At 71.9% G+C, this 18,031-nt stretch carries 19 protein-coding genes; 8 read left to right on the top strand and 11 right to left on the bottom strand.

Annotated elements, in window-relative coordinates:
- The first annotated feature begins 112 nt into the window (after positions 1-112).
- Together IE185_RS14450 and IE185_RS14445 are read left to right on the top strand one after the other, a co-directional pair.
- Complete coding sequence (locus IE185_RS14450; RefSeq protein WP_138895886.1) at positions 113-967, top strand: helix-turn-helix transcriptional regulator; 855 nt, start codon at positions 113-115, stop codon at positions 965-967.
- On the top strand, positions 964-1,440 hold the full coding sequence (locus tag IE185_RS14445) for a GNAT family N-acetyltransferase (protein WP_138895885.1): 477 nt from the start codon (positions 964-966) through the stop codon (positions 1,438-1,440). The genes IE185_RS14450 and IE185_RS14445 overlap by 4 nt, the downstream gene beginning before the upstream one ends.
- A gap of 346 nt (positions 1,441-1,786) precedes the next feature.
- On the opposite strand, the gene IE185_RS14440 is transcribed toward IE185_RS14445, so the two are convergent.
- The 5 genes from IE185_RS14440 to IE185_RS14420 form a co-directional block, all read right to left on the bottom strand.
- Positions 1,787-2,785, bottom strand: a complete 999-nt coding sequence (locus tag IE185_RS14440; protein WP_138895884.1) for a GNAT family N-acetyltransferase — start codon at positions 2,783-2,785, stop codon at positions 1,787-1,789.
- 87 nt (positions 2,786-2,872) lie between these two features.
- Positions 2,873-3,559, bottom strand: a complete 687-nt coding sequence (locus IE185_RS14435; RefSeq protein ID WP_138895883.1) for an ABC transporter ATP-binding protein — start codon at positions 3,557-3,559, stop codon at positions 2,873-2,875.
- Positions 3,560-3,614: 55 nt separating this feature from the next.
- Positions 3,615-5,075 carry an ABC transporter permease gene (locus IE185_RS14430; RefSeq protein WP_138908413.1) on the bottom strand — a complete coding sequence of 487 codons (1,461 nt, stop codon included), beginning with the start codon at positions 5,073-5,075 and terminating at the stop codon, positions 3,615-3,617.
- Between the two features lie 185 nt (positions 5,076-5,260).
- Positions 5,261-6,529 carry a L,D-transpeptidase gene (locus IE185_RS14425; RefSeq protein WP_138895881.1) on the bottom strand — a complete coding sequence of 423 codons (1,269 nt, stop codon included), beginning with the start codon at positions 6,527-6,529 and terminating at the stop codon, positions 5,261-5,263.
- Positions 6,530-6,766: 237 nt separating this feature from the next.
- Positions 6,767-7,093: a hypothetical protein gene (locus tag IE185_RS14420; RefSeq protein ID WP_138895880.1), complete on the bottom strand. Its 327-nt coding sequence runs from the start codon at positions 7,091-7,093 to the stop codon at positions 6,767-6,769.
- Between the two features lie 109 nt (positions 7,094-7,202).
- Here IE185_RS14420 and IE185_RS14415 point away from each other — a divergent pair, with 109 nt between their 5' ends.
- Entirely contained in the window at positions 7,203-7,481 is a 279-nt protein-coding gene (locus IE185_RS14415; RefSeq protein ID WP_138895879.1) for a hypothetical protein, read from the top strand.
- A 43-nt stretch (positions 7,482-7,524) separates the two neighbouring features.
- Here the strand turns inward: IE185_RS14415 and hutH are convergent, their stop codons facing one another.
- The 5 genes from hutH to IE185_RS14390 form a co-directional block, all read right to left on the bottom strand.
- A complete protein-coding gene (gene hutH / locus IE185_RS14410) occupies positions 7,525-9,069 on the bottom strand; it encodes a histidine ammonia-lyase (protein WP_138895878.1) in 1,545 nt (514 codons plus the stop codon).
- Between the two features lie 124 nt (positions 9,070-9,193).
- Positions 9,194-10,333, bottom strand: a complete 1,140-nt coding sequence (locus IE185_RS14405; protein ID WP_189715272.1) for a GGDEF domain-containing protein — start codon at positions 10,331-10,333, stop codon at positions 9,194-9,196.
- Between the two features lie 44 nt (positions 10,334-10,377).
- Positions 10,378-11,178, bottom strand: a complete 801-nt coding sequence (locus IE185_RS14400; RefSeq protein ID WP_138896793.1) for an enoyl-CoA hydratase/isomerase family protein — start codon at positions 11,176-11,178, stop codon at positions 10,378-10,380.
- 43 nt (positions 11,179-11,221) lie between these two features.
- A complete protein-coding gene (locus tag IE185_RS14395) occupies positions 11,222-12,328 on the bottom strand; it encodes an adenylate/guanylate cyclase domain-containing protein (RefSeq protein WP_229843506.1) in 1,107 nt (368 codons plus the stop codon).
- Between the two features lie 395 nt (positions 12,329-12,723).
- Positions 12,724-13,605: a biotin--[acetyl-CoA-carboxylase] ligase gene (locus tag IE185_RS14390; RefSeq protein ID WP_138896792.1), complete on the bottom strand. Its 882-nt coding sequence runs from the start codon at positions 13,603-13,605 to the stop codon at positions 12,724-12,726.
- A gap of 105 nt (positions 13,606-13,710) precedes the next feature.
- On the opposite strand from IE185_RS14390, the gene IE185_RS14385 reads away from it, so the two are divergent.
- Positions 13,711-15,291 carry an acyl-CoA carboxylase subunit beta gene (locus IE185_RS14385; RefSeq protein ID WP_138896791.1) on the top strand — a complete coding sequence of 527 codons (1,581 nt, stop codon included), beginning with the start codon at positions 13,711-13,713 and terminating at the stop codon, positions 15,289-15,291.
- Positions 15,292-15,305: 14 nt separating this feature from the next.
- On the top strand, positions 15,306-15,512 hold the full coding sequence (locus IE185_RS14380) for an acyl-CoA carboxylase epsilon subunit (protein WP_138896790.1): 207 nt from the start codon (positions 15,306-15,308) through the stop codon (positions 15,510-15,512).
- A gap of 53 nt (positions 15,513-15,565) precedes the next feature.
- Here the strand turns inward: IE185_RS14380 and IE185_RS14375 are convergent, their stop codons facing one another.
- On the bottom strand, positions 15,566-16,819 hold the full coding sequence (locus IE185_RS14375) for an SGNH/GDSL hydrolase family protein (RefSeq protein WP_138896789.1): 1,254 nt from the start codon (positions 16,817-16,819) through the stop codon (positions 15,566-15,568).
- A gap of 72 nt (positions 16,820-16,891) precedes the next feature.
- On the opposite strand from IE185_RS14375, the gene IE185_RS14370 reads away from it, so the two are divergent.
- The 3 genes from IE185_RS14370 (at position 16,892) to IE185_RS14365 (ending at position 17,994) form a co-directional block, all read left to right on the top strand.
- Complete coding sequence (locus IE185_RS14370) at positions 16,892-17,524, top strand: TetR/AcrR family transcriptional regulator (RefSeq protein ID WP_138896788.1); 633 nt, start codon at positions 16,892-16,894, stop codon at positions 17,522-17,524.
- A gap of 71 nt (positions 17,525-17,595) precedes the next feature.
- On the top strand, positions 17,596-17,724 hold the full coding sequence (mmpB, locus tag IE185_RS33685) for a morphogenic membrane protein MmpB (protein WP_268245845.1): 129 nt from the start codon (positions 17,596-17,598) through the stop codon (positions 17,722-17,724).
- 42 nt (positions 17,725-17,766) lie between these two features.
- Positions 17,767-17,994: a YlcI/YnfO family protein gene (locus tag IE185_RS14365; protein ID WP_138896787.1), complete on the top strand. Its 228-nt coding sequence runs from the start codon at positions 17,767-17,769 to the stop codon at positions 17,992-17,994.
- Positions 17,995-18,031 lie beyond the last annotated feature (37 nt).

Raw genomic sequence — 18,031 nt, 5'->3', positions numbered from 1 at the left:
GAGCTGCGGACATCCACCCAGCCCCCTGTTGAGCGTACGTCTGCTGTGCGTACCACTGGCGGGGACAGGATCACCTTCGTACCCGGTCCTGCGGGGGGTAATACTGGCTGTTATGGACCAGCGCGCCGAACTGAGTGAGTTCCTCCGCTCCCGCCGTGCGCGGCTCAAGCCCGAGGACGTCGGCCTGCCCGACTTCGGCAGGCACCGCCGCGTGCCCGGTCTGCGCCGCGAGGAGCTCGCGCAGCTCGCCGGGGTGTCCGTCGCGTACTACACGCGCCTGGAGCAGGGGAACGGCCGCAACGTGTCCATGGGCGTGCTCGACGCGATCGCCCGCGCCCTGCGGCTGTCCGACGCGGAGCGCGACCACCTCACGCATCTCGCCAAGCCGTCGCAGAAGCGGAAGCGTCCTGTGCGGCCGCAGCGTCTGCGGCCCGGTCTGCAGCACCTGATGGACGCCATGGACGGGGTGCCGGCGTACGTCATGGGGCGGCGCACCGACGTCCTCGGCAGCAACCGCATGGCGCGCTCGCTGTTCGGCGACATCACCGCGCGGCCCGTGGAGGAGCGCAACATCGCCCGTCTCCTCTTCCTGGACGAGGACTACCGGAACGTGTACGCCGACTGGGAGTCCAAGGCGTGCGAGGTCGTCAGCTACCTGCGGCTGGACGCGGGCTGCCATCCGGACGATCCGCTGCTGTCGGCGCTGGTCGGCGAGCTGTCGGTCAAGAATGAGGTGTTCAGGAGTCTGTGGGCCGCCCATCATGTGAAGGACAAGGGCCACGGCAGCAAGCGCCTGCACCACCCCCTGGTCGGTGAACTGCCCCTGGCGTACGAGACGCTGACGCTGGCCGACGACCCCGAGCAGCACCTGATCACTTTCCACGCGGAGCCGGGCTCGCCCTCGCAGGCGTCCTTGCAGCTCCTGGCGAGCTGGGGCACGGACATGAACATGGAGATACGCGGATGAGCCGCACGGCGTACGACGAGACCGTGACCCTGCGCCGGGCGGCCGGTTCCGTCGACGCCGCCGCCGTCGCCGAGGTGTGGCTGCGGTCGTACGACGCCGCGCTGCCCACGGTGCGGCGGGCGCACAGCGACGACGGGGTGCGGGACTTCTTCCGGTACGTCGTCGTGCCGGAGCAGGAGACGTGGGTGGCGGAGAGCGGCGGCGCCGTGGTCGGGATGATGGCGCTGGAGCCCGGCTGGGTCGAGCAGTTGTACCTGGCGCCGGAGCACCGGGGGCGCGGGATCGGCGACCGCTTCGTACAGCTCGCGAAGGAACGGTCGCCCGGCGGCCTGGGGCTGTGGACCTTCCAGGTCAACGAGCCGGCGCACCGCTTCTACGAGCGGCACGGCTTCCGCGCGGCCGAGCGGACGGACGGCTCGCGCAACGAGGAGCGCGAGCCGGACGTCCGCTACGTGTGGGCGCCGGCGAGCTGAACCGGCCTTGCCGAGGTGGTGGGCGAGCATCGCCGGGTAGCCGCCGTGCTGGTCGGTGTAGCGGGCGGGGCCGCCGAAGACCTCGCCGAGCCAGAGGGCGACATGGGCGGGGTGGTCGGGCGGACGAGTTCGTACTCCACGCACTGCGGCGACCGGGTGAGCCGCACGGCGGCCCGGGCAGAGGCCGCCTCGAACTCGGCGGGGCGGTCGTCGGGGACGCGGTGGCGGATGTATTCGACGGTCATGGTCTTCCCCCCGGAAAGCCGTGTCGGACGTGTCGGAGTCTCGGACACGTGTTGCGCGTCGAGCGTCACGAACAAGCCTCTCGCGCCCCGCACCGAGCGCGTCAGATCTTCGCCTGGAAGATTCCGCTGGCCCGCTCGCGTACGTAACCGAGCGCCTCGTTGACGGTGAGCATCGGGCCGTTCTCGTCGGCGACCGTGGTGCCGATCCACCGTACGTGCGGCTGCCGCCGGGCCAGCTCCCGCAGCATCCGCAGCTTGACCGCCCGGCCGAGTCCACGGCCCCGGTGGGCGGGGACGACCACCGTGTCGTACTGGAGCGCGCGGGTGTCCGACGGGTCGCGCAGTACGAGTTCGGTGTACGCGGCGATGGTCTCGGCGCCGCTCCGCCCGTCGACGGCGGCCACGGTCAGTATGAGGCCGCCCCGGTCGTGAATGACCTGCGCGGCGGCGCGCACCTTCTCGGCGTCCCAGACCGGCGGCGCCTCGTCCATGTCGCCGCTGGGGGCGTCCTCCATGGCGTTGTGGGCGAGGGCCGACGCGTCGGCGAGGTGGTCGGGGACGACGCCTTCCCAGGCGGCGAACGTGTAGCCGTCGGGAAGCTCGCCGTCCGGGCGCGGCAGGGACGTGTCCTGTACGTACCAGGTGATCGGCAGGACGTTCTCGAAGCCGCGCCCGGCGGCGAACTTCTCGCCCTCGCCGCCGACTTCGAGTTCGGTGGCGACGGAGGTGCGGCCGTCGGCGGCCAGTTCGGCCCGTACGGCCTCCCACAGCGCGCCGCCGACGCCCCGCCGCCGGGCTCCGGGGCGTACCGCCAGGACGTCGAGGAACGCGGTGTGCTCGTTGCCCGGGTCCGTGTGGAGGAGCAGCGAGGCGACACCTTCGTACGAGCCGTCGGGCGCGGTGACGGCGAAGCGGGCCACGCGGCCCCGTGACGAGGGCACTTGGAGTTTGCCCGCGGTCTCGGCCCTGCCCGGCGGTGGGATGTCGGCGGGCAGGTCGTGGGTGTGGGCGGCGGTGACGACGGCGTGCCAGGCGTCCACCTCGGTGCGGGCGTCGGCGTCGGCGGGCGAGGTGCGCAGGGTTTCCACAATGATCGGCATGCACAGGAACGTACGTGCGGACCCGGACGCCCGCACGCGAGTTCTACGGTTGTGCGGTTCTTGTCACCCTGCGGCGGCCCGCCGGTGTCACGAGGCCGCCGCGTTCTCGGTCACCGTGACGCGCCCCTTGCGGATCGTGGCGAGGCGCGGCGCGCGGCGGGCGAGGGCGCTGTCGTGGGTGACCATCACGAACGTCAGCCCGTGTTCCCTCCACAGCCCTTCCAGCAGCTCCATGATCTCGTCGCGCATCGACTCGTCGAGGTTTCCGGTGGGTTCGTCGGCGAGCAGCACCTTGGGCCGCTTGACGAGCGCACGGGCGATCGCGACGCGCTGCTGCTGGCCGCCGGACATCTCGCCGGGCAGGTGGGTGAGCCGCTCGCCGAGCCCCACCGAGTCCAGTGCCTCCGCCGCCCGTTCGCGGCGGTCCGCCGCCTTCAGGCCGAGCGGTACGAGCGCCGTCTCGACGTTCTCCCGGGCGGTGAGGGTGGGGATGAGGTTGAAGCTCTGGAAGACGAAGCCGATGCTCTCGGCGCGGACCTTGGTGAGCCGGGCCTCCGGCAGCGCGGCCAGGTCGACGCCGTCGAGTTCGACGCTGCCCGACGTCGGCCTGTCGAGGCCGCCGAGCATCTGGAGGAGGGTGGACTTGCCGCCGCCGGTGGGGCCCTGGATGACGAGCCGGCCGCCGTCCTCGATGGTCAGGTCGACGCCCGCGAGCGCGTCGATGGTGTCCTTGCCGCGCCGGTAGCGCTTGGTGACGCCTCTGAGCTGGTACATGGGTGGGGTCAACTCCTGCGGTCCGAGAAGGGGGTACGAAGGGGGCGCGCGCGGCTCAGGCCACGCGGCGCAGCGCGTCCGCCGGGCGCAGCCGGGAGGCGCGCCAGCCGCCGAAACCGCCCGCGACGAGCCCGCCGGCGACGGCGAGCGCGACAGCGAGCCCGATGGTGGTGAGGGAGACGGGTGCGGTGAGCGCGACGTCGACGGCCTTGCCGGTGGCCTGCCGGAGCGGGCCGCCCATGCCGCCGCCGGGACCCGTCACGGTGGCGGCACCGCCCCCGCCACCACCGCCCCCGCCGCCGAGCTGAGCGGTGAGGGTGGGGCTGATCGCGGTGACGAGGTACGCGCAGCCGACGCCCACGGCGATGCCGAGCGCCCCGCCGAGCAGCCCGTTGGCCAGGGCCTCGCCGACGACCTGGCGGGTGACGCGGCCGCTCTTCCAGCCGAGCGCCTTGAGGGTGCCGAATTCCTGTACGCGGCGGCTGACCGCCGACGAGGTGAGCAGCCCGGCCACCAGGAAGGCGGCGACCAGTACGACGACGGAGAGCCATTTGCCGACGCTCGCGGCGAGGTCGGACGCGGTGGAGAGCGAGCCGGAGACGGTGTCGGCGAGGTCGGCGGAGGTGGTGACGGTCGTGCCGGGGATGTTCTTCCGCACGGCCGCCTTGACGCCGTCGATGCGCTGCGAGTCGGTGGCCCTGACGTAGACGGTGGTGACCTTGTTCTTCGCGTCGGCCAGGGTCTGCGCCTGTGCGAGGGGGAGATAGACGTTGGCGGCGGCGTCTCCGCTCTCGGCCGTCGCGATGCCGACGACCTTGTACTTCGTACCGGAGACGGTGACGTTCTCGCCGATGCCGAGCTTCTTCTCCTTGGCGTACGCGCTGTCCACGACGGCGACCTTCGCGTCGGCCTCCGCCGCGGTGAAGGTGCGTCCCGCCGTGATCCGCGAGGAGGTGAGCGGGCCGAGCGCGGGCTCGGTGACGTCGGTTCCGTACACGGAGAAGGAGTCGACGCCGAACGCCGCTCCGCCGCCGCGCACCTTGCCCTCGCCGCCGCCGGGGCCGCCCGGCTGTGCGGGCTGTGCCTTCTCGATCTCACCGCGCTTGAACTCGCCGCTGACCTTGAGGACCTGGAGGCTCAGGCCGCCGACGGCGTCGGCGACGCCTTCCTGGTCGGCCACCTCGGCGACCGTCGAGGCCGCGAGGGTCTGGAAGCCCTGCACCATCACCCGGTCGCTGCTCTGCTCCTCGTCGTCGCCGCTGTCCTTGGCGTCGAACTCGAAGCGCGGCTTTCGGCCGGTGTCGTTCTCGCCGGGCGGCGCCGCGGCCTTGGTGACCGTCATGTCGGTCCCCAGGCCGTACAGCGATTCCAGGACCTTGTCCTGGGCGCGGCCCATGCCGGCGGAGACCGAACCGACCACGATGACCAGCGCGATGCCGAGCGCGAGGCCGGAGGCGACGACGAAGGCCGTCTTTCTGCGGCGGCGCAGTTCGCGCCCGAGGTAGGTGAAGAACATGACGCGAAGCTATGGGCGGCTGGTGATGGCTGGATAAGGCCGGTCTGAGAGCCGGATGAGAAGCCGGGAACGCGTACAGCGGCGGTGCCGCCCCGACTTCGGGGTGGCACCGCCGCTGTACCGCTACGGGGAAGGAACCGGCAGCGTGGGGATCAGGCTCCGGGGCCGAGGCCGGCCTGGGGGGATCAGGCCGCCGAGCCGGCCTTCCACTGCTCCCAGTCCATGTTCCAGCCGTTGAGGCCGTTGTCCGGCTTGATGGTCTTGTCCGGGGAGTTCTTGACGACGACCACGTCACCGACGAGGGAGTTGTCGAAGAACCACGCACCGGGCTGGTTCGGGTCGTTCGCGCCCTTGGCATCGTTCAGGCCCACGCAGCCGTGGCTGGTGTTGGCGCTGCCGAAGATCGAGTCGGCACCCCAGTAGTTGCCGTGGATGAACGTGCCCGACGTGGACAGCCGCATGGCGTGCGGCACGTCCTTGATGTCGTACTCGCCCTTGCCGTCGTCGTCCGTGAAGCCGACCGTCGCACCGTTCATCCGGGTCTCCTTGAACTTCTCGGAGATCACCATCTGGCCGTTGTACGTCGGGTTGTCCGGCGCGCCCGCGGAGATCGGGATGGTCTTGACCGTCTTGCCGTCCCGCGTGACCGTCATGGTCTTCGTCTTGGCGTCGACGGTGCTGACCTGGTTGCGCCCGACGGTGAAGGTGACCGTCTTGTCCTGGACACCGTAGATCCCGTCGGCGCCCTCGACACCGTCGAGAGCCAGCTTCATCGTGACCGTGGACCCGCCCTTCCAGTACTCCTGGGGGCGGAAGTCCAGCCGCTGCGAGCTGAACCAGTGGCCGACGACCTCCTGGCCGCTGCTCGACGTGACCGTGATGCCCTTCTGCACGGCTGCCTTGTCGGTGATCGCCTTGTCGAAGGTGATCGACACCGGCATGCCCACGCCGACGGTGGAGCCGTCGTCGGGCGTGAAGTTCCCGATGAAGCTGTTGGCGGGCGAGACGGTGGTGAAGGAGGCGTTCTCGTGCGCCTCGCGGCCCGCCGAGTCGGCCGCCGTCGCGGAGATCTTGTACTTCGTCGAGCGCTCCAGCTGCGCGTCCGGCTTCCAGCTCTTGCCGTCGGCGGCGATCGTGCCGGCCACCTTCGCACCGGCGGTCGAGGTCATCGTGACCTCGGTCAGCTTGCCCTCGCTGACGGTGACCTTGGTGCCGCGGTTGATGCTGACGTTGTCGGCGCCGCCCTTGGGGGTGATCGCTATTCGGGCCTTGGAGGTGTCCTTGGCCGCCGCCTCGTCCACCTCGGCCTGCGACCTCTCCGAGCTCTGGGCGCTGCTGCCGCCCTTCTCGCCACCGTCGCTGCAGGCCGAAAGGACCAGAACGCCGCTTAGCAGTGCGGACGCGGCCATCAGGCCCCTGCGCCGCTTGCTGTCCGTCATCACACGCTTCTCCATCGTTGCCGATTCCCCACAAGATCCCCGGGCAGAGCCGCTGGGCAGCGTCACCCTGCCAATGTCTTAAACACCTGTACCGATTCGTCCGTTCCACATCTGGGCGGAATGTGGGGAACACCACTGATCACAGTGACCGACGCAGCCACGCCGCCGCCGGTTGCGGCGGCGGCGCGCATTTCTTCACAGGGCTCACCGGACGTGCCCGGCGCGCAGGGCGCGCCCGGCTCACCGGAAACGCTACGCGGGGCCCTCCTCGTCGTCATCATCCAGGTCCCACTCCACGGCGTCGGGGTTGTAGTCGATCCGTTCACTGCTCCACGAGGCCTGCGCGAGTTCCACACCGGGGACGTCGCTGATCAGATCGAACGGATCCACGAGGTGGGCGAGGGCCTCCGCCACGTCTTCCCGCACGGCGGCCTCGGCATGCGTGCGTTCGACGTCCGCCGCGTGGGCGTCCTCCGTGACGTGGGCGAGAGCGGCCTCGGTGAGTTCCCCGGCATCGGAAATTTCCAGCACCAATTCCACCTGGAGACGGACAAAGCGTGACGTGTCAGTTGCGTTCATGCCTCGGAGCGTAGGCCGCCGGGCCCTCGCGACTTTCCTGCGACCCGCTGCTTTCATTAGCATCGGCGCACACGGCCAATTCCCGGTTGCCTCAAGGGGGATCGATTACGTGTCCGCACGCCGACCGCTGCTGACCGCCACCGCCGCGGGCACACTGCTGTGTGCTCTGTGGTTCGTCCCGTCCGCCAACGCCACGGCGGACAAGGAGGCGAAGCCGCAGCCCGCGACACAGGCACAGCCGCCCGCCTCCTCCGCGCGGGATCTCGCGCTGGCCGACACGGGCAGCGTGGACACCACCCCGTACCTGATCGGCGGCACCGCGTTCCTCGGCGTGGGCGCCGGGTTCATGGCGTACTCGCTGAGAAGGGCCGCGCGTCCGGTGATCTGACGCACGGCCCCTGCTCCGGCTCTCCGCCGGTCCGGATCGCCGCTTACGCGAGCGGGCCGGTCACCGGCTCGACGGCCCCGACGAGCCGGCCGGCCCGTACGAAGGCGTCGGCCGCCGCGAGGTCGGGCGCGAGGAAGCGGTCGGGGCCCGGACCCTCTACGCCCGCTTCCCGTACGGCCTTGATGACCGCCTGGGAGGCGGGCGCGGGCGTGAGGCCCTCACGCAGCTCGATGCCGCGCGTGGCGGCGTACAGCTCGACGGCCACGATCCGCGTCAGGTTGTCGATCGCGGTCCGCAGCTTGCGCGCCGCCGACCAGCCCATGGAGACGTGGTCCTCCTGCATGGCGGAGGACGGGATCGAGTCGACGGACGCGGGCGCCGCGAGCCGCTTCATCTCGCTGACCAGCGCGGCCTGCGTGTACTGGGCGATCATCAGGCCCGAGTCGACGCCGGCGTCGTCGGCGAGGAAGGGCGGCAGGCCGTGCGACCGGTTCTTGTCGAGGAGCCGGTCGGTGCGGCGCTCGCAGATCGAGCCGAGGTCCGCGGCGGCGATGGCGAGGAAGTCGAGTACGTACGCGACGGGCGCCCCGTGGAAGTTGCCGTTGGACTCGACGCGGCCGTCGGGCAGGACCACGGGGTTGTCGACGGCGGCGGCCAGCTCCCGCTCGGCGACGGTGAGCGCGTACGCGATGGTGTCGCGTCCGGCGCCGGCGACCTGGGGGGCGCAGCGCACGGAGTAGGCGTCCTGGACGCGCGGGGCGTCGTCCTGGTGGTGCCCGGTGAGGCCCGACCCGGCGAGGACCCGGAGCATGTTGTCGGCGGATTCCCCCTGGCCGGGGTGGGGGCGTATGGCGTGCAGCTCGGGCGCGAGGACCTTGTCGGTGCCGAGGAGGGCTTCGAGGCTGAGGGCCGCGGTGATGTCGGCGGAGGTGTAGAGCCGCTTCAGGTCGGCGATGGCCATGATCAGCATGCCGAGCATGCCGTCGGTGCCGTTGAGGAGGGCCAGGCCCTCCTTCTCACGCAGCTCGACGGGGGCGATGCCGTGCGCGGCGAGCAGTTCGCCGGCGGGGCGCACCACGCCGTCGGGGCCTTCCGCGTCCCCTTCGCCCATGAGCGCGAGGGCGCAGTGGCTGAGGGGGGCGAGGTCGCCGGAGCAGCCGAGTGAACCGTACTCGTGGACGACCGGGGTGATGCCGGCGTTGAGGAGGTCCGCCATGGTCTGGGCGACGTGCGGGCGTACGCCGGTGTGGCCGGAGGCGACGGTCTTGAGCCGCAGGAACATCAGCGCGCGCACGACTTCGCGCTCGACGTGCGGGCCCATGCCGGCGGCGTGCGACCGGACGATGTTGCGCTGGAGCTGGGCGCGCAGGTCCTGGCTGATGTGCCGGGTGGCGAGGGCCCCGAAGCCGGTCGAGACGCCGTAGACGGGCTCCGGCTTGGCGGCCAGGGCGTCGACGATCTCGCGCGAGGCGGCGAGGGCGGCTACGGCCTCCTGGGAGAGCTCGACCCTGGCGTTGTCCCGGGCGACGGCGATGACATCCGCTGCGGTCGTCCCGGACGTCCCCAGCACGACTGTGTGCATATCCATATTCAGAACCCTACGGACTGAATCCCTTTCTGTCACTACCCCACGGACGGTTGGCCCCTTACCGGGCCGGACAGGTCCGCACCCCCGCCGAGCCCCTCGTCCCGGCGCCCCGGACGAGCACCCCTCACCCCGGCTCCCGCCCCCGGAACCGCCGCCGGTCGTGCGGCGCGGGCGGCACCGCGTCCGCGAGGCGGACCACCGCTCCGTCGCGCCCCGCCACCACCGGCAGCGTGGAGCGCGCGGCCTTGGCCCGGTACTGCGCCGCGTCCGCGAGCCGGAAGAGGCGGCGCGCGGTCCGTACCGGCCCGATCGGGTCGCCGGTCGAGGCCACCCCGCACGCGACCCCCTCGCCGAGGTCCATCTCCGCCGCCCGTACGCACAGGTCCTCGGCCACCTTCACCACCGCGTCGGACGACGGCCCCACCGCCAGCAGGCAGAACTCGTCACCCCCGAGCCGCGCCGCCAACGCTCCCGGCAGCATCGCGCCGCACAGGGACAGCACCGAGCCGAAACGTTCAAGCAGCCGGTCGCCCACCGCGTGGCCGAGCGAGTCGTTGACGCGCTTGAGGCCGTTCAGGTCACAGACGACCAGGCTGACGACCGCCCCGGACTCCCGGTGCCGTTCCACCGCCTCGTCGAGCCCCATGTCGACCGCCCGCCGGTTCGCCAGCCCCGTCAGCGGGTCGGTGAACGCGAGCTTGCGGACCTCCTCCAGCAGCTCCGTCTGGGCGATGCCGGCCGCCACCACCGACGCGAGCACGGTCGCGAAGTCCGCGTCGGCCCGGCCGAACACCGGGGTCCCGGCCGGCCGGGCCACGTACAGCTCCCCCCACGCCTGCCCGCGCATCACGATCGGCGCGACCACGCACGACCCGCGTCCGCGCCGCCGCAGCGCCGCCACCCGCTGGTGGCAGAAACCCGCCGCCGGGTCACCGGCGGAGGCGTCGGCCGTCTCGACCCACGCGTTGGGCTCGCCCCCGCCCGCCCACTTCTCGTGCAGGAACTCGGCGATCTCCGGAAACTGGTGGACGGGATAGGTCTCCCCCTCGGGGAACTCCTCCTCCCCCTCCGCCCGCACGCCCGCGTTGACGAGCACGCGCAGCTGTCCCAGCTCGCGCTCCCACACGGAGACCGCCGCGAAGCTGCCCCCCAGCGCCTCCTTCGCCCCCAGCGCGGCCGCCCGCCAGGACTCGCGCGGGGTGTGCGCCGCAGCCATCGCCTGTGCCAGCGTCACGACGGCCCGCAGCCGCACATCCTCAGCCATCTCCCCAGCTTAGGGAGTTTGATGAGATTTGTATTGCTTGATCCCTATTCGCCGGGCCACTGCGGCGTGCGCTTCTCGTTGAACGCCGCCACACCCTCCGCACGGTCGCCCGAGAACGCCACCGACCGCCACGCCGCGTCCTCGACCTCCAGCCCCGCCCGCAGGTCGAGGCCGTGGCCGAGCCGCATCGCCCGCTTCGCCGCCCGCAGCCCCACCGGCGAGTTCCCGGCGATCCGCGCCGCCAGCTCCAGCGCCTCCTCGCGGTCCCGGCCCGCGTCCACCAGCCGGTCCACCAGGCCGAGCGAGGCCGCCTCCGCCGCCTCCACGCGCCGCGCGGTGAACACCAGCTCCGCCGCCCGCGCCGCCCCGACCCGCCGGGGGAGCAGCTGCGTACCGCCGCCGCCGGGAATGACGCCCACCGACACCTCGGGGAGCCCCACCACCGCCGTACGGTCCGCCACGATCAGGTCGCAGGCCAGCGCCAGCTCGAAGCCGCCGCCCAGCGCGAAGCCGTGCACGGCGGCGATGGCCGGCATGGGCAGTTCGAGTACGCCCGTGTACGCGCCCCGGGCGACCGGCCGCTGGCGTACCAGCTCGGCGTCCGTGAAGGAGTTGCGCTCCTTGAGGTCCGCGCCCACGCAGAACGCCCGCTCGTGGCTGGACGTCACCACCGTCACGCGCACGCCCGGGTCCGCGCCCAGCGCGTCGCACGCCGCCGCGATCGAGCGCGCCATGTCCGTCGACACCGCGTTCATCGCCTTGGGCCGGTCGAGGACCAGCTCGGCGACGTGTCCGTGCCGCCGTACGCCGACGAACTCCCCGAAGCGTTCCTGTTCCGCACTCATACCGCGCACACCCTCCCGGTTAACGATCGTTACCGGGAGGATCCTAGGTGGCGCGCCTGGTCAGAAGCCATGGTTCGACGGTGCCGAGCCCGCGCACCGGCCGCTGCCACATCGGCTGGAGCGCGAAGCGGTACGAGGGCGGCGCGACGCCCTCCTTCTCGGCCTTCTCCGCCTCGGCCGCCGCCTCCGCCTCGGACACCGGCGCGTCGCCCGTGCGCGACAGCTCCTCGGCGAACGCCCCGTCCACCAGGAGCGCGTCCTTGGGGGCTATCGAGGTGAGCCTGCTGGCCAGGTTCACGGTCGTACCGAACACGTCGCCCATGCGGGTGGTCACGGTGCCGAACGCGATGCCGACGCGCAGGGCCGGCATCGTCGGGTTCGCGGCCATCGTCTCGATGAGCCGCAGCGCGATCTCCGCCGCCGTGCCCGCGTCGTCCGCCGCGTACAGGACCTCGTCGCCGAGGGTCTTGATGAGCCGGCCGCCGTGCGCCGCGACGAGGTCGGCGCAGGTGGTCTCGAACGCCTCGACCAGCTCGCCCAGCTCTTCCTCCTCCAGGCGCCGCGTCAGCCGTGTGAACCCGACGAGGTCCGCGAAGCCGACCGCGAGCCGGCGGTCGACCATCTCCTCGTCGTCGGCGGCCTGGACGACCCGGCCGGTCGCGGCGGCGAGCTGGCGCCGCCAGACGTACCGCAGGAACTCCTCCAGCTCGGGCAGGAGCAGCTCGACCAGCGGATAGGTGACCTCGGTGCGGGTCATGCCGGGCTCGGGCGGCTCGGTCAGACCCTCCAGGAAGGAATCGATCTGCCATTCCGCCAGCCGGGCGGTGGTCTGCCCGGTGGACCGGGCCACCTGCACTGCCATCGGCTCGCTGAGCAGCCCCGCCTCGACGAGACCGGCGAGCCGTCGCAGGGCGAGGACGTCCGCCTCGGTCAGCGCCTTGGCCTGCCCGATGTCGGCGAAACCCATGGCCCGCCAGAACCGGGACGCGAGGTCCATCGAGACGCCTGCCGTACGGGCGGCCTGAAAGGGGGTGTACCGGCGCTCGGCACCGAGGATCAGCTGCTCCAGCCGGATGGCGAGCGGATCGTCGGTCGGCTCGGCGGTGTGGTCGACGGCGTGGTGCGGTGTGGGGTACGGCGAGGGGTCCACGGCGGCGGGCACCCCTCCGGTCGTACCGTCCGCCCGGAGGATCCCGTGCGGCGGCTCGCCCGCGCCGGAGGCGCCGGACGCGCGCGTTCCGGCCTCATCGGGGTCCCGGTGTGCCGGGGAGCCGCCCCCGGCGGCGGAAGCGCCCGCGCCGGGGCCGGACGAGGATGCCGCACCCACTGAGGACTCCTCACCCGCACCGGCCCCGGACGGCGCGGCCGCACCCGGGTCCGGATGCGCGCCCCGGTCCCGCCGCGCACCCGCGGAGGACCCCGCGTCGTCGACGGTCACCTACCGCCTCCTGCCCGTTCCCTGCGCCACTGCCGTCTGTCCTGCCGATCGTCTGTCGCACCGATCCGTCGCGGATCGCCTCAACGATACGGCAGGTGTGCCCTAGCTCACTCCTCCGTCCCGCGCGTCTCCTCTGTACGCGTCCCCGGCCTGAGGTGTACGACGTCACCCGCTCCCACCGGCTGCTGGACCCCCTCGGCCGTCGCCAGCACCAGCCGCCCGTGGCCGTCGACGGCCACCGCCTCGCCGGTGACCGAGCGGCCGCCGGGCAGCTCGGCCCGTACGGTGCGGCCGAGCGTGGCGCAGCCCGCCGCGTATGCCTCCTGGAGGCGGCTCGCCGCCGGGTCGCCGCCGGACTCCCGCCAGGCGCCGTACCACTGGGCGAGCGAGCGCAGGACGGCGCGCAGCAGGGTGTCGCGGTCCGTGGAGACCGCTCTGGCGAGGGCCAGCGAACCGGCGCCGGGGACCGGCAGTTCCTTCTCGCCGAGGGTGACGTTGATGCCGATCCCGACCACGACGCCGTCCGCGGCCCGCTCGGCGAGGATGCCCCCGGCCTTGCGCTCCTCACCGCCGACTGTCACCAGGAGGTCGTTGGGCCACTTGAGCGCGGTGTCGACGCCGGCGGCCCGGGACAGCCCGGTCGCCACCGAGACGCCGGCGAGGAGCGGAAGCCAGCCCCACTGGTCGACCGGGATCCCGGTGGGCTTCAGCAGTACGGAGAAGAAGAGCCCGGAGCGGGCGGGCGCGGACCAGCGACGGTCGAGGCGGCCCCGGCCCTCGGTCTGCTCCTCGGCGACCAGGACCGCCCCTTCGGGCAGCTCCCCGGCCCGCGCGGCCAGGTCGGTGTTGGTGGACCCGACGGAGGGGACGACGTCGAGGGACGTCCACAGACTGCCCTCTCGTACCAGGGCGCGGCGCAGCGCGACGGCGCTGAGCGGCGGCCGGTCGAGGTCGGACCAGCGGTGGTCTGAAGCATCGGGAGGCGTCATGCAACCCAGCGTAGGTGTGGCAAACGACGCACTGCCGAGCGGCACACGCGCCGCTACGCTACGTGCCAGTAGCCGTCCGCTGACCAGGCAGGGAGCCGCATCCCGATGTCCGAGCCCGAGACAGACATTCACACCACCGCGGGCAAAATCGCGGATCTGCAGCGCCGTATCGACGAGGCGACGCATGCGGGCTCCGCGCGCGCGGTCGAAAAGCAGCACGCCAAGGGCAAGTTGACGGCCCGCGAGCGGATCGATCTGCTCATGGACGAGGGGTCGTTCGTCGAGCTCGACGAGTTCGCCCGGCACCGCTCGACGAACTTCGGCATCGAGAAGAACCGTCCGTACGGCGACGGCGTGGTGACCGGCTACGGCACGGTCGACGGCCGCCCCGTCTGCGTGTACTCGCAGGACTTCACGATCTTCGGCGGGTCGCTCGGCGAGGTCTACGGCGAGAAGATCGTCAAGGTCATGGACTTCGCGCTGAAGACCGGCTGCCCGGTCGTCGGCATCAACGACGGCGGCGGCGCGCGCATCCAGGAGGGCGTCGTCGCGCTGGGCCTGTTCGCCGAGATCTTCCGCCGCAACGTGCACGCCTCGGGTGTGGTCCCGCAGATCTCGCTGATCGTCGGCCCGTGCGCGGGCGGCGCGGTCTACTCGCCCGCGATCACCGACTTCACGGTGATGGTCGACCAGACCTCGCACATGTTCATCACCGGTCCGGACGTCATCAAGACCGTCACGGGCGAGGACGTCGGCTTCGAGGAGCTCGGCGGCGCGCGCACGCACAACACCACGTCGGGTGTGGCGCACCACATGGCGGGTGACGAGAAGGACGCGATCGACTACGTCAAGTCGCTGCTCTCGTACCTCCCGTCGAACAACCTCAGCGAGCCGCCGGCCTTCCCGGAGGAGGCGGACCTGGAGACGTCCGACGAGGACCGCGAGCTGGACACGCTGATCCCGGACAGCGCGAACCAGCCGTACGACATGCACACGGCCATCGAGCACGTGCTGGACGACGGCGAGTTCCTGGAGACCCAGGCGCTCTTCGCGCCGAACATCGTCACCGGTTTCGGCCGGGTCGAGGGCCACCCGGTCGGGATCGTCGCCAACCAGCCGATGCAGTTCGCGGGCTGTCTGGACATCAACGCCTCCGAGAAGGCGGCGCGCTTCGTCCGCACCTGCGACGCGTTCAACGTACCGGTGCTGACCTTCGTGGACGTGCCGGGCTTCCTGCCGGGCGTGGACCAGGAGTACGGCGGCATCATCCGGCGCGGCGCCAAGCTGATCTACGCGTACGCGGAGGCCACGGTCCCGCTCATCACCGTCATCACGCGCAAGGCCTTCGGCGGCGCGTACGACGTCATGGGCTCCAAGCACCTGGGCGCGGACCTGAACCTGGCGTGGCCGACCGCGCAGATCGCGGTGATGGGCGCGCAGGGCGCGGTGAACATCCTGCACCGGCGCACGATCGCGGCCGCCGAGGACCCGGAGGCGACCCGCGCCGAGCTGATCGCCGACTACGAGGACACGCTCCTCAATCCCTATGTCGCCGCCGAGCGCGGCTACGTCGACGCGGTGATCATGCCGTCGGAGACGCGCCGCCACATCGTGCGCGGGCTGCGTCAGCTGCGTACGAAGCGGGAATCCCTCCCGCCGAAGAAGCACGGCAACATCCCGCTCTAGGAAGGCCGCTGACGATGATCAAGGTCGTACGGGGCAACCCGACCCCTGAGGAGCTGGCCGCCGCACTCGCGGTGGTCCAGGCACGCGCCGCGGCGGCGGCCGGTGCGCCGTCCGGCGCGGAGGAGCCGCCGACCGCCTGGTCGGACCCGGCCAGGGTGGCGCGGCACCGGCTGCCACAGCCGGGGCCGACGGCCTGGGGCCGGACGTACTGGCCCGGCTAGGCAGACCGCACGAAGGCCGGACCCGCGCGCGGGTCCGGCCTTCGGCATGCCGGCTAGAGGACGTCGGCGACGGTCTTCGCCATCAGCCGGTAGCCCGCGTCGTTGGGGTGCAGCGCGTCTCCGTGGTCGTACGCCGGGTGGAGGCGGTCGGCGTCGGCCGGGTCGGCGAGCGCCTTGTCGAAGTCGGCGTACGCGTCGAACTCGCCCGAGGTACGGATCCAGTGGTTCACCTCCTCGCTGACCTTCGCCGCGTGCGGGCCCCAGTGGTCGGAGCCCTTGAGCGGCAGGAGGGTGGACCCGACGATCCGCAGGCCCTCGGCGTGGGCGGCGCGGATCAGCTCGCGGTAGCCGGCGACGAGTTCGGCGGCGGAGACGACGGGCGAGGGCTTGTAGGTGGGCTGGTCCTTCGCCTCGCTGAAGCCCATGTCGTTGAGACCTTCGAGTACGACGACGGTGGAGACGCCGGGCTGGTCGAGGGCGTCGCGGCCGAATCGGGCGGTGGCGCGTTCGCCGTACCAGGCGGAGTCGTTGAGGACGAGGTTGCCGCCGATGCCCTGGTTGACGACGGGGCGGCCGGTGCGCTCGGCGAGGGCGTCGGAGTAACGGCGATCGGTGTTCGGCGTCGAGCCGAAGCTGTCGGTGATGGAGTCCCCGAAGAGGACGATGCCGTCCTTGCGGCGGGGCCGGTCTCCGCCGACCTCGACGCCGGTGAGGTAGTACCAGGACTGGGTGGTGTCGGTGAAGGCCGCGCCGGACGCGTCGGCGCGGTGGTCGCCGTCGGCGCGGTAGGTGTCGGTCCAGCCCTGGGCATGGAAGGTCGCGGGGCCGGTGGTGCCGGCGAGGTAGAGGGTGACGGTCACGGACTCCAGCCGCTTCAGGGGCAGCGGGGCGGCGTCGCTGCGCAGTTCGCCTCGTGCGGGGATCTCGACGGACCGCCCGCCGGAGAAGGTGAGGTGGCGGACGCTGCCGGGCTCGACGGCGGCGTCCCTCCCCTTCGCCGTGCGGGCGATCGTGGCGCCCGTGACGCCGAGCGGCGAGGTCCCGTACGCGTTGGAGAGGCGGATACGGACCCGCTCGCCGGCGCCGGTGACCCGGACGACCTGACGGACGCTCTGGCGCGAGAAGCCCTCCTGCGACCAGTTGGGGGTGAAGCCGGTGCTGGGCAGCTGCGGAGAGGCGCCCCATGCGGCGGTCCAGCGGGCGGCGGACTGCGCCGAGGACGACGGCTGCGCGGCGCCGAGGAGTCCGAGGGAGAGGGCGGAGGCGACGACGGGGGCGGCGATGCGGCGGACGAGGTGGGCGGTCATGACACAACCCTTTCGCTAATGGGAAGCACGTTCCGTTAAGATGTCGGGACCGTAGCAGACTCGGAGCATCTAATGGAACAGAATTCCCGTTTGGAAGCCGCATCGCTCACCCCGGGCACCGTGCGCCCGGGCGGACGAACCGCCAAGGTCCGCGCCGCCGTGCTCGAAGCGACGCAGGAGGCACTGATCGAAGGGGGCTTCCACGCACTGAACCTGGACCGGGTCGCGGCGCGCGCGGGCGTCGGCAAGACGACGGTCTACCGCCGCTGGGGCTCGGCGGCCGGCCTCGTCGCCGACCTGCTGCGCGACATGGCCGAGCAGTCGGTGCCCGCCGCCGACACCGGCTCGCTGGAGGGCGACCTGCTGGCCAACGCCCGTCTCGTGCACCGGACCCTCACCGATCCCCGCATGGGCCCGGTCTTCCAGGCGGTCATCGCGGCGGCGGCGTGCGACGAGGAGTGCGCACGTGCGCTGAACGGCTTCTACGCGACGCGCATCCGCGCGTGGGCGCCCTGCGTGGAGCGGGCGGCGGGGCGGGGGGACGTCCCGGTGGGGACGGACGCGGGCGAGGTGGTCAGGGCGGTGTCCGCCCCGCTCTACTACCGCTTCGCGGTCAGCCGGGAACCGCTGCACGAGGCGGACGCGGTGCGCGCGGCGGCGGTCGCGGTGACGGCGGCGAAGGCGGGATCGTTCACCCGGAATTAGTCCATTGGTACTGGCACGCCTGAGTACACGTACTCAGGCGTCGGAGCCATTTCGGTCGCAGGATCGAAGGCATGCTGTGGTCCGACCCGGAGAACGAACCTCCGAAAGAGCTGCGCGACATGGAGACGATGCTCCGCCGCGCAGGCGTGCTGCTCGCGCTGGCGATGGTGCTGGCGATGTTCGTCCTGGGCGTCCACTGAACCGCCCCATGCCATACATGACGGGTGGCACCATAGGGGGCGGTGTACCTCCCCGAAGAGCTTGAGCTCCGGCTGGACGCCGAGTCGGCGGCCACCGGAGTCAGCAAGGCCGCGCTCATCCGCCGGGGCATCACCGAACTACTGGACAACTCGTCCCGCCTCAGGCGCAACCGTCCGCTGCCCGTGTTCAACAGTGGCCGCTCTCTCACGCCCGAAGAAATGGCTGACGCCACTTACGAGCACATCGAGGAAAGAGCGGCTCGGCGTTGATCATCGTTGTCGAGACCTCGGCTGTCTTGGCTTCGAC

The organism is Streptomyces chryseus, from assembly GCF_014650755.1.
Lineage (GTDB): Bacteria > Actinomycetota > Actinomycetes > Streptomycetales > Streptomycetaceae > Streptomyces > Streptomyces chryseus.
This window is presented reverse-complemented; position numbering and strand designations above follow the sequence as displayed.